Genomic DNA, 13,717 nt, shown 5'->3' with positions numbered 1-13,717 from the left:
ATTCGGCAAATTCTCGTCTTACCTCTCGCAGCAATTAGTTCTTCTTTATCACTTTTCCGCTACAATTATCAACAATTTGAATAGATAAGAGGCGGCAATGCGTCAGACGAAAACCGGTATCCTGCTGGCTAACCTTGGCACGCCAGATGCCCCAACTTCCGAAGCGGTAAAGCGCTACCTGAAACAATTTTTAAGCGACAGACGCGTGGTGGATACTCCTCGTCTGCTGTGGTGGCCGCTGCTGCGTGGCGTTATTTTACCGCTGCGTTCGCCGCGCGTCGCGAAACTCTATCAATCTATCTGGATGGATGGCGGTTCGCCGCTCATGGTATATAGCCGCGAACAGCAACAGGCGCTGGCCGCGCGGCTGCCAGACACGCCCGTCGCGCTGGGGATGAGCTACGGCTCGCCCTCGCTGGAAAGCGCTGTCGATGAACTGTTAGCAAGCGACGTCGACCATATCGTCGTGCTGCCGTTGTACCCGCAATACTCTTGCTCAACGGTGGGCGCAGTCTGGGACGAACTGGGGCGGATACTGGCGCGTAAACGCCGTATTCCCGGTATCTCATTTATTCGCGATTACGCGGATGACGGCGCTTATATCGATGCGCTGGCGAAAAGCGCGCGTGAGTCGTTCGCCAGACACGGCGAGCCGGATGTGCTTCTGCTCTCCTATCACGGCATTCCACAACGTTATGCGGATGAAGGCGATGACTACCCGCAGCGCTGTCGCGATACCACGCGCGAACTGGTTTCCGCATTGGGACTGCCGCCGGAAAAGGTAATGATGACGTTCCAGTCGCGCTTTGGCCGTGAACCGTGGCTGACGCCGTACACCGATGAAACGCTAAAAATGTTGGGTGAAAAGGGGACTGGCCATATTCAGGTCATGTGTCCGGGATTTGCCGCGGATTGTCTGGAGACGCTGGAAGAGATAGCGGAACAGAACCGCGAGATTTTCCTTGAAGCGGGCGGTAAAAAATATGCGTACATTCCGGCGCTGAACGCGACGCCGGAACATATTGATATGATGTTAAAACTCACGGCGCCGTACCGTTAACGCGGCGTCTTCATCCTCGCCATAAAGAAGCGCGCGCCGTCCTGCAAGGCATCGTCGGCGATTGTCATCATTCGCGAATAGTGCAGAAAGGCGTGCAGCGTGCCGGGATACATTTTGTATTCGCAGGGCTGCTGGTGCGCCTGTAATGTCTGGTGCAGCAAGCGGCTGTCATCAATGAGCGGATCAAACTCCGCGCTGGCAATAAAGCAGGGCGGCACATCGCGCGTGAGATCGTTATTAAACAGACAATACCAGGGCGATTCCCGATCGTCTTCGTTACGCAGATAGGCCTTTTCGTACATGTCCAGATCTTCACGCGTCAGGCCGTCCCACGCGCCGCCGAACAGACGGCGGCTTACCGAATCCTGCAACCCATACAGCCCATACCACAACAGAATCGCGATAACGTTACCGCAGCGAATGTGCTTATCACGTAGCCAGAGCGCGCTGGCAAGCGCCAGCATGGCGCCTGCGGAATCCCCGGCGAAACCGATTTTCTCCACGTTGAGCGAGTATTCATCGGCATGTTGAGAGAAGTAGCTGCATACCGCGACGGTTTCTTCGATGGCCTGCGGATAACGCGCTTGCGGCGACAGCGAATAATCAATACCGATCACGGTGCAGCCGGTATAACGCGCCAGCAGACGCATTATCCGGTCATGCGTATCCAGATTACCGAGGATAAATCCGCCGCCGTGCAGATAGTATAAGATGGCCTGACTGGTCGGCTGCGGCGAGTAGAGCCGGGTTGTTACATCGCCATAAGGCGTAGGGACGGCGCAGGTGCGGGTGGTCATGGACGGCGCGTCGGCATTCCAGAAACGGCGCTCAAGAAGATAATACTGACGCTGAGTCTCAATATCGCCATCGGCAGGCCAGGGGGGAAGGCCTGGTTGCTGGAAGTTTACGACGGCTGTCATTTCGTCTGACAGTCGGGTGAGTACGGGAATTTTATTTTCCGGCTTCATAAAACGCTCCTTGTGAAAGTGAACCATTGTAAAAAACGCGGCCGGAGAAACTGCGATCTCGTCGTCCGATATTGAAACGCCATCGTCCGTCGCGCGCAGCGGGGGGAATGTGCTACCATGCAGCGCTCCGTTATTCATCCGTAAGCACAATCATGAAATTTCCCGGTAAACGTAAATCCAAACACTATTTTCCCGTCAATGCGCGTGACCCGTTGTTGCAACAAATTCAGCCAGAACAGGAAACCAACGCCTCCTGGGTCGTCGGTATCGACCAGACGTTGGTGGATATTGAGGCGAAAGTGGATGACGATTTTATTACACGCTATGGATTAAGCGCCGGGCATTCTCTGGTGATAGAAGACGAGGTGGCGGAGAAGCTGTATCAGGAACTGACGCGGGAAAATCTGATCACCCATCAGTTTGCTGGCGGCACCATAGGCAATACGATGCATAATTACTCGGTACTGGCGGATGACCGTTCGGTGTTACTGGGCGTGATGTGCAGCAATATTGAGATTGGCAGCTACGCTTATCGCTACCTGTGTAATACTTCCAGCCGTACCGACCTGAATTATCTGCAAGCGGTAGATGGCCCGATTGGCCGCTGTTTCACGCTGATTGGCGAATCCGGCGAGCGTACCTTCGCTATCAGCCCCGGCCATATGAATCAGTTACGGGCGGAAAGTATTCCGGAAGCGGTGATCGCTGGCGCTTCCGCGCTGGTGTTGACCTCATATCTGGTGCGCTGTAAGCCTGGCGAACCGATGCCTGACGCGACGATGAAAGCGATCGAATACGCGAAAAAGCATAACGTGCCGGTTGTCATGACGCTGGGCACCAAATTTGTGATCGCCGATAATCCGCAGTGGTGGCAGGCGTTTCTCAAAGAGAATGTCTCGATTCTGGCAATGAACGAAGAAGAAGCGGAAGCGCTGACCGGAGAAAACGACCCGCTGCTGGCGGCGGATAAGGCGCTGGACTGGGTCGACCTGGTGTTATGCACCGCCGGGCCGATAGGGTTATATATGGCGGGCTTCACCGAAGAGGAAGCAAAACGTAAAACCCAGCATCCGCTGCTGCCAGGGGCTATTGCTGAATTTAACCAGTATGAATTTAGCCGGGCAATGCGCCATAAAGATTGTATTAATCCGCTGCGCGTTTATTCGCATATTGCGCCGTATATGGGCGGGCCGGAAAAAATCATGAACACCAACGGCGCGGGCGATGGTGCGCTGGCGGCGCTGCTGCACGATATTACGGCGAACAGTTACCATCGTAGCAACGTACCGAACTCCAGTAAGCACAAATTCACCTGGCTGACCTATTCGTCGCTGGCGCAGGTGTGTAAATATGCTAACCGTGTCAGTTATCAGGTACTGAATCAGCATTCTCCGCGTCTGACACGCGGGCTGCCGGAGCGTGAGGACAGCTTGGAAGAGTCGTACTGGGATCGCTAATCTGGCTTGCCCGATGGCGCTGCGCGCATCGGGCCGTCCGGCAAACCCTTAACTGGCGACGACTTCACCCGCGGGCGGCGTTTCAAGCAGTTCCAGCATCGCCCGGGCAATTTCTCGCTCGCCCATCACTACCTGATTGGCTCCCCGCTCGGTAATATATTTCACTTCATCATCATAGTGTGCGCGGGCGATTATCTCGATATCAGGACTTTTTTCCCGCGCTGAGGCGACAATCTCGCCGGCTTCGTAACCGTTGGGGATGGTCAATAACAGCCAGCGAGCGCAGTCCAGATGCGCCAGATTCATGATTTCTTCGTTAGCGGCGTTGCCCAGCACGGCGCGAATCCCGCGTTCGCGCAGTTCATCCACGCGGGTACGGGACGTTTCGATAACCACCAGCGGAATCCCCGCCGCCAGTAGTTTTTCTCCCAGCAGACTGCCTACGCGGCCAAAACCCACCAGCAGGGCATGATTACAGATATCCACCGGAATTTGCTTTTCTTCTTCGATAGCCTCTTCCAGAGTTTGCTCTTCCAGCGTTTCGGTTTTCGCCAGATACTTCTCCAGCAGGGTAAACAGTACGGGATTAAGCATAATCGACAAAATAGCGCCTGCCAGCACCAGGTTCTGTCCCGCTTGCGGCAGCAGGTTGAGCGCCATGCCGAGTCCGGCGAGAATAAAGGCGAACTCGCCGATTTGCGCCAGGCTGGCTGCAATGGTCAGCGCGGTTCGCGGCGAGTGGCCGAACATACGCACCAGGAAAAACGCAGCGATCGATTTACCAAAGACGATAATGGCAAGCGTCGCCAGCACCGCCAGCGGCTGTTGGATCAAGACTAACGGATCGAACAACATGCCGACGGAAACAAAAAACAGGACGGCAAAGGCGTCGCGCAGCGGCAACGTATCGTGCGCCGCCCGGTGACTCAGTTCCGACTCATTAAGCACCATTCCAGCGAAGAACGCGCCCAGCGCAAAAGAGACGTCAAACAGTTCTACCGCGCCAAACGCAATGCCTAACGCCAGCGCCAGTACGGAAAGGGTAAATAATTCGCGCGAGCCGGTGGCGGCGCTGCGGGCCATAATCCACGGCACCAGGCGGCGTCCGACCAGCATCATGATGGCGATAAACGCCACCACTTTACCAATGGTTATCCCCATATCGACCGTCAGCGAGGCTATGCCGACATCGCCTTTTTCCACCATGCCGGCAACGGCGGGCAGCAAGACCAGCGTCAGCACCATCACCAGATCTTCGACAATCAGCCAGCCGATGGCGATTTGTCCGCGCTGGCTATCAAGGAGTTGTCGCTCCTCAAGCGCGCGCAGCAGGACGACGGTACTGGCGGTAGACAGACAGAGCCCAAAAACGATGCCGGTCATTAATGACCATCCCAGCACGGCGGAAAGCGCCATACCCAGCAGCGTCGCCACCGCTATCTGAGCGACAGCGCCGGGAATGGCGATAGACTTTACCGCCATCAAATCCTTCAGCGAAAAATGCAGCCCGACGCCGAACATCAATAGAATCACGCCGAGCTCCGCCAGCTCCGGCGCCAGTTTGGTATCCGCAACAAAACCAGGGGTAAAAGGTCCCGCCAGAACGCCCGCTAACAGATATCCCACCAGTGGAGAAATACGCAATTTGTTGGCAATCATGCCGAGAATAAAAGCGAGCACAAGGCCGCCGACAATGGTGGTGATAAGCGGGGTAGCGTGATGCATTCCGTCTCCTTTGGTTGCTGGACTCCAAAACTCCGGGTAATAGTTTATGACAATTTCAATCAGGATGTTTATAAAAAATGGTTGTGTTTTATAAAAAGATACGATCTGAAGGCAAAAAGAGCACGGAACGTAAAAGTGATAAGTATGGGATGGACAAAGCAAGATGGCATCAGGATGTACAGGCGGTTAAAGCGTACCTTTAACCGCCATAAAATCATGCTTTATGTCGATTATCAGGTAAGAATATGGTCAGTATCCCCAGAAGCGGCAGGAAAGCACAGATTTTATAAACTAAATAGATACTGGTATGGTCGGCAATCAGCCCCAACACCGCTGCGCCCAAGCCTCCCATTCCGAAGGCAAACCCGAAAAACAGGCCGGAAACCATACCGATGCGTCCTGGCAGCAGCTCCTGGGCATACACCAGAATGGCGGAAAACGCCGACGCGAGAATAAAGCCGATAATCACCGTTAAAATCCCCGTCCAGTACAGCGTGGCGTAGGGTAAAACAAGGGTAAACGGCGCGACGCCGAGAATAGAGCCCCAAATCACATATTTTCTGCCGATTTTATCGCCCACCGGCCCGCCGATTACCGTCCCGGCAGCCACCGCAAACAGGAAGGCAAACAGATGGAGCTGCGCGTTTTGTATTGATAATCCGAATTTTTGCATCAGATAAAAGGTGTAGTAGCTACTGATGCTCGCCATATAAAAATATTTCGAGAAAATGAGTAGCAATAATACGCTGACCGCCAGCACGACTTTATTGCGCGGCAGCGGGTTAGCGATTATCGCTTTTGGCTTGCCTTTCGCTATCCGGTGCTGGGCTGCATACCAGCGGCTGATCTGCGCCAGCACCACGATCGCCAGCAGCGCGGCCAGCACAAACCAGGCGACATTCCCTTTGCCATAGGGCGCGATAATCACGGCGGCCAGCAGCGGGCCCAATGAACTGCCGAAGTTACCTCCGACCTGGAAGATAGACTGCGCCAGACCATGACGTCCGCCGGAGGCCATGCGCGCCACGCGGGACGATTCCGGGTGAAAAACGGACGAGCCGGTACCCACCAGCGCCGCAGCGAGCAATACGCCGCCAAAACTTCCCGCCATTGCCAGCAGTACCAACCCGCTCAGGGTAAAACACATGCCGACAGGCAGCGACCACGGCATGGGATATTTATCCGTCCAGTAGCCGACGACCGGTTGCAGTAGCGATGAGGCGAGCTGGAACGTCAGGGTGATCAAACCTATCTGGACGAAGGTCAGCGAGAACTCCGCCTGCAACAGGGGATAAATGGCTAAGATTAGCGACTGGATCATATCGTTCAGCAGATGGGAAAGACTGATCGCGCCCAAAATACCAAACGAAGTACGTGCTTTAGCGGCCGCTGCGGGCGCGCCGGCTAACGGCTGGGTTGGTTCACTCATGGCCATAGAAAGTCACTTAAATTTTATGCGATGTTGGAGATAGTAGGATGTGTAATTATTACTTGCCTAACATACCTGTGAAATGTGTTTGAAGGAAGTCTCAATTCTGAAAACATATTTGTCTATTATTGCAAGGAAAGGTAATTTCTGCGGTTGATATTGAGTCAGGGAGAGAAAGATGAAATTTTTGAAACGGGGTGTGGCGCTGGCGTTACTGGCGGCGTTCGCGCTGACGACTCAGCCTGCACAGGCTTACGAAAAAGATAAAACCTATAAAATTACTATCCTGCATACCAACGATCACCACGGTCACTTCTGGCGCAGCGAATATGGCGAATATGGTCTGGCGGCGCAAAAAACGCTGGTGGACAGTATCCGTAAAGAGGTGGCGCAAGAGGGGGGAAGCGTCCTGTTGTTATCCGGCGGCGACATTAATACCGGGGTGCCGGAATCCGATCTCCAGGATGCGGAGCCCGATTTCCGCGGGATGAATCTGATTGGCTACGACGCTATGGCCGTCGGTAATCATGAGTTTGATAACCCGCTCACCGTATTGCGCCAGCAGGAAAAGTGGGCGAAGTTTCCCTTTCTTTCCGCCAATATTTATCAAAAAAGTACCGGCGAGCGTCTGTTTAAGCCGTGGGCTATTTTTACACGCCAGGATATAAAAATCGCGGTAATTGGCTTAACCACCGATGACACGGCGAAAATAGGCAACCCGGAATATTTCACCGATATTGAGTTTCGTAAACCTGCTGAAGAAGCAAACGTGGTGATTCAGGAACTTAATATGAATGAAAAACCGGACGTGATTATCGCGACCACGCATATGGGACATTATGACAACGGCGATCACGGTTCGAATGCGCCGGGCGACGTTGAGATGGCGCGTAGCCTGCCTGCCGGTTCGCTGGCGATGATTGTGGGCGGTCACTCACAAGACCCGGTATGCATGACGTCGGAAAATAAAAAACAGGTGAATTACGTACCGGGAACGCCCTGCGCGCCGGATAAGCAAAATGGCATCTGGATCGTGCAGGCGCATGAGTGGGGTAAATATGTGGGCCGCGCGGATTTCGAATTCCGTAACGGCGAGATGAAAATGGTTAACTACCAGCTTATTCCGGTAAATCTCAAGAAAAAAGTGACCTGGGATAACGGGAAAAGCGAGCGTGTACTTTACACGCCGGAAATCGCAGAAAATCCGCAAATGCTCTCGTTATTAACACCGTTCCAGAATAAAGGTAAAGCGCAACTGGAGGTGAAAATTGGTAGCGTGAATGGCCTTCTTGAAGGCGATCGCAGTAAGGTCAGATTTGTCCAGACCAATATGGGACGGGTGATTCTGGCTGCGCAGATCGCGCGCACCGGCGCCGATTTTGGCGTGATGAGCGGCGGCGGTATTCGCGACTCGATTGAGGCGGGAGATATTACCTATAAAAGCGTGCTCAAGGTACAGCCGTTCGGCAACATTGTGGTGTATGCCGATATGAGTGGCAAAGAGGTGGTTGATTATCTCACCGCCGTAGCGCAGATGAAACCGGACTCCGGCGCCTATCCACAGTTCGCCAATGTGAGCTTTGTCGCCAAAGAGGGCAAGCTCACCGATCTGAAAATCAAAGGCGAGCCTGTTGATCCGGCCAAAACCTACCGCATGGCGACGCTGAGTTTCAACGCCACGGGCGGCGATGGTTATCCGCGCATCGATAACAAACCGGGATACGTGAATACCGGGTTTATTGACGCGGAAGTGCTGAAAGAGTTTATTCAGCAGAATTCACCGCTGGATGCGGCGGCGTTTACGCCAAAAGGCGAGGTGAGCTGGCTGTAGCGGTACGGATAGCCATTTCTGCCTGATGGCGCGCAGCCTTAAGGCCTACGGATTATGTCTGCTGTAGGCCGGATAAGGCGTTTGCGCCGCTATCCGGCAATGTATTTTACGCAGGCTTAATCCCGACGCGCGATATCAGCGAATTTAGCACCCAGTATGGCGGCCAAATCGTCAGCCGCCAGTTCAATATCCAGCCCGCGTTTACCACCGGAAACATAAATAGTGGCAAACGTGCGGGCTGGCGCGTCAATCAGCGTAGGCAGCCGTTTCTTCTGTCCCAGCGGACTGATCCCGCCGACCAGATATCCCGTGGTGCGTTGCGCCACCATCGGGTCGGCCATATCGACCTTTTTCGCGCCCAGAGCTTTGGCGACTTTTTTCAAATCCAGCTGCCCGGCTACAGGCGTCACGGCGACGGCCAGTTGCTTCATATCGCCATTCACGGCAACCAAAAGCGTTTTATACACCTGATCGGCGTTTAGCCCGAGCTTACGCACCACTTCATCGCCAAAGTTAGTTTCATTCGGATCGTGATCGTAGGTGTGAATGTTAAACGGAATCTTATTCTTTTCGAGTAACTTAACTGCGGGTGTCATAACGTTCCTTCTTACTACAGACGTGATTTGCCATCAGCATACGCCCGAAAGCGGACTAAAAAATAGTATAATCTTGTGCATTAGGTCTTGGCAGTTGCGGCAACTTTGAGCGACAATCTGAAGATCCGAAGCGAAAGCGTCGGGATAATAATAACGATGAAATTCCTCTTTGACGGGCCAATAGCGATATTGGCCATTTTTTTATTTCAATATTTGCGGTAGGTTGCCTTCGCCGTACAGATGTAGCGCCCCTACGGCTACCACGTAGCGTCCCGGCGGCAGTGCCAGCAGCGCGTCGCGCCAGGCTTCATTGCGTTTCACCATCAGTACATCATACAGCGGTTGGCTAAACGTTCTGGGGAGCGAAGCGCCGACGCTGGTCGGCGGCTGTTCAAGCCACCAGCCGATCATCACCTGCAAAAGCCGTGCGTTGGTGTGCCAGTGCGTCAGCGTGTCGTCGAGCAGCGCCATCCCGCCATCGGGCAGATCGCATAGTAGTTCGAGCTGGTGTTTCGCCCCTTCCAGCTCTTGCACCGGCAGCGACACTTCGCGGGCAGCCTGTAATAGCTGATAATCAATGCCATAGTCCGGACGCAATCCCAGCCGTTGCGCCTGCGTGGCCTGTAGCACCATAGCTATCTGCCATAAAGGTTGATTATCAAAATGGATCAGCGGCATACCCAACTCGCTGACCCGTTTTTCCAGTGCGCTTAGCTGCCCGGCGCTGAGACGTTCGACCAACGGCGGACATTTGGGGAGATTGCTGAATGGCGTTTCGTTACCGGAAATATCCGCTTCAACGACCAGCGCGTCGGCCTGGCGTAGCTTTTTCACCAGCTTTGCTGGAAGAGGAGCCATATCGCGCGTCCCCATATGAATACTGCCAACCAGATGCAGATGACGACCGCCGGGCAGGGAGAGATCGATAGCAGGCCAACTATTTGAGGTACCACGCAGCGCGCGCCATAAACGTTTAAGTTGATTTAATAGCTCCATACGCGCTCCCTTTGAAAAAGCTCATGCTAGCGCGTTGGAGAAAAGGGCGCAATGCGCCCTGACTGGAGGTCAACGATCAGTCGGGTAGTTCGCTGCCGTCGAGATAGGCCGTTCTGGCGATGGTCATTTCAAGCTGGCATGTATAAATACTGATGCGCTTTTCAGCAGGTAAGGCCTCGGATTTTGCATCGCTAAGTTTGCCGCACTGCTGCTCTTTTTTGGTCACCCAGACTCGCTGCTCTTGTTTTAATGCCGTTCGGGCAGAGGCGGGTAGTGAATTCCAGACCTGATTAAGCTCGCGATCTCTACTCTCAAATTTCTTTGCTGCGATTTCAATCAGTGAGCTATTTTTTTTCTTTATGAGATTATCACCAGATACCGTCATTCTTGCCATTACATAAATAGACCACGCCAATTTATCGGTTTTTTTCACCGGGGTGACGACAATATCTTTGTTGTTGTCAGCAAGCTGGATATTGTAGTTAACCTCTTTCCAGGTCACCGTATTGTTTATTACCTGTCCATTCCCTTGTGAAATATAGAATAGAGTATCTGGTAAGTATTTAATTACTTTAAACAATGACTGAGGAATACCCATGGCGACGGTAGCCGAGCAAATTCGTAGGTTGGCATTTTCTGATTGAGGATTTTGCGTTATTACATCGCTGAATTGAACAGGAATAGCCCGGAGTTGCTGCTCGTACTGAGTCTGGGGGATATCGAAGAAAAGCGTGGAAGGTGCTTTAATATAGTCTTGCTGTAAACGACCTAATGCTTCATTGTAAATCCACTCTTTTGCCGCCGTGACTGCATTATCATTGCCACATTTTAACTCTGGAGTGGAATCAAATAATCCTGCATAACTAACTGCGGGAGAAAGCAGGAAAAGAAGCGTAACTGCTTTTCTAAACATAAATAACACATCCTTATGATTCAAAAAAACATTATAAAATGTTGTTTTTTATTTTTCTACAGGATGTGCGGTTAAATTTTTATATATTGATACGGTAAATTACTGATGGCTTAATAATATATCAGGCAGCTAATGCTGCCTGATAGGACTTTTTACGCTTTCGGTTTAAAGCGCAATAGCCGGTTGGCATTGCTCACGACGGTAATGGAAGACAGCGCCATTGCCGCACCCGCTACTACCGGGTTTAACAAGGTACCGGTAAACGGCCACAGAATACCGGCGGCCACCGGGATACCAATGCTGTTGTAGATAAATGCGCCAAGCAGGTTTTGCTTCATATTGCGCAACGTCGCGCGCGAAATGGCCAGCGCATCCGCCACGCCCATCAGACTATGGCGCATCAGCGTAATCGCCGCGGTTTCAATCGCCACATCGCTGCCGCCGCCCATCGCGATACCGACGTCCGCCTGCGCCAGCGCGGGCGCATCGTTGATACCATCGCCGACCATCGCAACCTGACGACCCTGGCTTTGCAGACGTTTAATCGCATCGGCTTTGCCATCCGGCAGAACGCCCGCAATCACTTCATCAATACCCGCTTCTTTGGCAATCGCGTTAGCCGTCGTTGGGTTATCCCCGGTGAGCATTACCAGACGGTATCCGGCGTTGTGCAGGCGTTCAAGCGCGGCAATACTATCGCTGCGCAATGGATCGCGTACCGCCAGTAACGCCGCCGCTTTACCGTCAATCGCCAGCAGGACCGGAGTAGAGCCTTGCGAGGCCTGCGCGGTGATTTCCGCCGTCATGTCATCCGTGGCGACGTGCTGTTCGTTCAGCAACGCCTGGTTCCCCAGAAGCAGTTGATGACCTTCCGCTTCACCGCTGACGCCCAGTCCGCGCAGCGTTCTGAAACCGTTCACCTGAGGCAGTTTATCGTCGCCGGCTTTTTCCAGAATCGCATGGGCCAGCGGGTGGCTGGAGCCTTGTTCGAGCGCGGCTGCCAGACGTAATGCCTGAGCTTCCTCAACGCCGTTAAAGGTTTTTACCGCCACCACTTGCGGCTTGCCTTCCGTCAGCGTCCCGGTTTTATCAAAAACGAGGGTATCCAACGTACTGGCGCGTTGCAGGGCATCGGCGTCGCGTACCAGCACGCCGAATTCGGCAGCGCGGCCTACGCCGGAAATAATCGACATTGGCGTCGCCAGGCCTAATGCGCAAGGGCAGGCGATAATCAGTACGGTGGTGGCGATGACCAGCGTATAAACAATTTGCGGCGCCGGTCCGAAGAAATACCAGATAGCGGCGCTGAACAGCGCAATGGCCACGACGACGGGAACGAATACCGCGGAGATTTTATCGGCCAGTTGGCCAATTTCCGGTTTACTGCTTTGCGCCTGGCGTACCATGCGAATAATGCGTGACAGCGTGGTATGACTGCCCACCGCGCTGGCGCGGAACAGGACGCTGCCGTCCTGGACGACGGTGCCGGCATGAACGCTATCGCCTTCGCCTTTTTGCTGTGGAATGGGTTCGCCGGTCAGCATGGCTTCATCAAGCCACGCTTCGCCCTGGGTAATTTCGCCATCCACCGGCACGCGATCGCCGGTAGTGAGCCGCAACAGCATCCCTGGCTGAACGTCCGCCAACGGGACGCTTTTTTCGCCGTCTTCTGTCACGACGCGTGCGGTGGGCGGGGTGAGATCGAGTAATTTTTCCAGCGCTTTTGAGGAACGCTGACGGGCGCGCGCTTCCAGCATGTGTCCGAGATTAATCAGACCGATAATCATCGCGCTGGCTTCGTAATAAAGGTGCCGCGCTTCCATTGGGAACCACTGCGGCCACAGGTTGACGCTCATGGAGTAGAGCCAGGCGACCCCGGTGCCGAGCGCCACCAGCGTATCCATCGTCGCCGTGCCGTTCAGCAGGCTTTTCCACGCGTTACGGTAAAAATGACCGCCCGCAAAGACCATCACCGCAAGCGTGATCAGGCCAATAGCCAGCCACAGGCTGCGGTTGTCGCCGGTCACCATCATGTTATCGCCGATCATCCCCCAGACCATGACCGGTATACCGACCGCCAGAGCGACGATGGCCTGCCAGCGAAAACGTTTCATGGTGGCGATGGCGGTTTCCTGCTGGCGCTCGCGGCGTTTGATGTCATCTTCAATCGCCTCTGCGCCGTAGCCGGCTTTTTCCACCGCCTGCACTAAATCAGCGGCGGACGCGCTGCCCATCACCAGCGCAGTGCGTTCCGCCAGGTTTACCCGTGCCTGCGTGACGCCCGGTACGCTTTGTAGCGCATGTTGTACGCGGGTGACACAACTGGCGCAGCTCATGCCGCTTAACAGCAACTGTTGGCTTTCTTCATCGGCCGTCGCTACCGGAAGCTCATGAGGAACCGCTGCCAGTGCTTCCGACGGGATTGATGACTCCGTCAGCGGTTTAGCCTTTGGGTGGCTTAACGTCGCGCCATACCCGGCTTGTTTGATGGTTTCAATTAACGCGTCCGCACTGGCGGTACCGGTAACGTGCGCTTCGGTTACGGTGACGTCCGCCAGCTCAACATCCGGACGTTGTTCAAGACTTTCTTTCACGCGTTTAACGCAATGACCGCAGGACAAACCGTCCAGGGTCAGGTCGATAGTTTGAGACATAGTAAAAACTCCTTTATGATTGGTCATCAATTCATTGACCTTAGTAATCGTAGTGACTCACTGTGATAAAGGTTAAACCTTCCAGCAA

At 53.9% G+C, this 13,717-nt stretch carries 10 protein-coding genes; 3 read left to right on the top strand and 7 right to left on the bottom strand.

Annotation, left to right across the window (positions count from 1 at the left end):
* The first annotated feature begins 97 nt into the window (after window positions 1-97).
* Window positions 98-1,060, top strand: coding sequence for a ferrochelatase (gene hemH / locus LDB27_RS16305; RefSeq protein WP_001250131.1), 963 nt, complete (start codon window positions 98-100; stop codon window positions 1,058-1,060).
* Here the strand turns inward: hemH and aes are convergent.
* On the bottom strand, window positions 1,057-2,028 hold the full coding sequence (gene aes, locus LDB27_RS16300) for an acetyl esterase (protein WP_000801785.1): 972 nt from the start codon (window positions 2,026-2,028) through the stop codon (window positions 1,057-1,059). The two genes, hemH and aes, sit on opposite strands and share 4 nt — an antisense overlap.
* 152 nt (window positions 2,029-2,180) lie before the next feature.
* Between aes and gsk the strand changes: the two genes are divergently transcribed.
* A complete protein-coding gene (gene gsk / locus LDB27_RS16295) occupies window positions 2,181-3,485 on the top strand; it encodes an inosine/guanosine kinase (protein WP_000671592.1) in 1,305 nt (434 codons plus the stop codon).
* A 48-nt stretch (window positions 3,486-3,533) separates the two neighbouring features.
* On the opposite strand, the gene ybaL is transcribed toward gsk, so the two are convergent.
* Together ybaL and LDB27_RS16285 are read right to left on the bottom strand one after the other, a co-directional pair.
* A complete protein-coding gene (ybaL, locus tag LDB27_RS16290) occupies window positions 3,534-5,210 on the bottom strand; it encodes a YbaL family putative K(+) efflux transporter (protein WP_000546209.1) in 1,677 nt (558 codons plus the stop codon).
* Window positions 5,211-5,424: 214 nt separating this feature from the next.
* Window positions 5,425-6,645, bottom strand: coding sequence for an MFS transporter (locus tag LDB27_RS16285; RefSeq protein ID WP_001251593.1), 1,221 nt, complete (start codon window positions 6,643-6,645; stop codon window positions 5,425-5,427).
* Between the two features lie 172 nt (window positions 6,646-6,817).
* On the opposite strand from LDB27_RS16285, the gene ushA reads away from it, so the two are divergent.
* The gene (gene ushA, locus LDB27_RS16280) at window positions 6,818-8,470 is read left to right on the top strand and encodes a bifunctional UDP-sugar hydrolase/5'-nucleotidase UshA (RefSeq protein ID WP_000670404.1); all 1,653 of its coding nucleotides are present in this window, start codon (window positions 6,818-6,820) and stop codon (window positions 8,468-8,470) included.
* A gap of 116 nt (window positions 8,471-8,586) precedes the next feature.
* Here the strand turns inward: ushA and ybaK are convergent, their stop codons facing one another.
* The 4 genes from ybaK to copA all read right to left on the bottom strand — a co-directional run bounded on the left by ybaK (window position 8,587) and on the right by copA (window position 13,629).
* Window positions 8,587-9,066 (bottom strand): Cys-tRNA(Pro)/Cys-tRNA(Cys) deacylase YbaK, encoded by a 480-nt coding sequence (gene ybaK, locus LDB27_RS16275; RefSeq protein WP_000186618.1) that lies wholly within the window; start codon window positions 9,064-9,066, stop codon window positions 8,587-8,589.
* A 201-nt stretch (window positions 9,067-9,267) separates the two neighbouring features.
* Complete coding sequence (locus LDB27_RS16270) at window positions 9,268-10,062, bottom strand: TraB/GumN family protein (RefSeq protein ID WP_000421867.1); 795 nt, start codon at window positions 10,060-10,062, stop codon at window positions 9,268-9,270.
* Window positions 10,063-10,138: 76 nt separating this feature from the next.
* Complete coding sequence (locus tag LDB27_RS16265) at window positions 10,139-10,975, bottom strand: lysozyme inhibitor LprI family protein (RefSeq protein WP_000488541.1); 837 nt, start codon at window positions 10,973-10,975, stop codon at window positions 10,139-10,141.
* Between the two features lie 152 nt (window positions 10,976-11,127).
* The gene (gene copA / locus LDB27_RS16260) at window positions 11,128-13,629 is read right to left on the bottom strand and encodes a copper-exporting P-type ATPase CopA (RefSeq protein ID WP_000083913.1); all 2,502 of its coding nucleotides are present in this window, start codon (window positions 13,627-13,629) and stop codon (window positions 11,128-11,130) included.
* Window positions 13,630-13,717 lie beyond the last annotated feature (88 nt).

Origin of the sequence: Salmonella sp. JXY0409-18 (assembly GCF_020268625.1) — a bacterium.
Lineage (GTDB): Bacteria > Pseudomonadota > Gammaproteobacteria > Enterobacterales > Enterobacteriaceae > Salmonella > Salmonella enterica.
The sequence above is the reverse complement of the archived record's forward strand: the minus strand, read 5'-3'. Positions and strand labels throughout refer to the sequence as shown.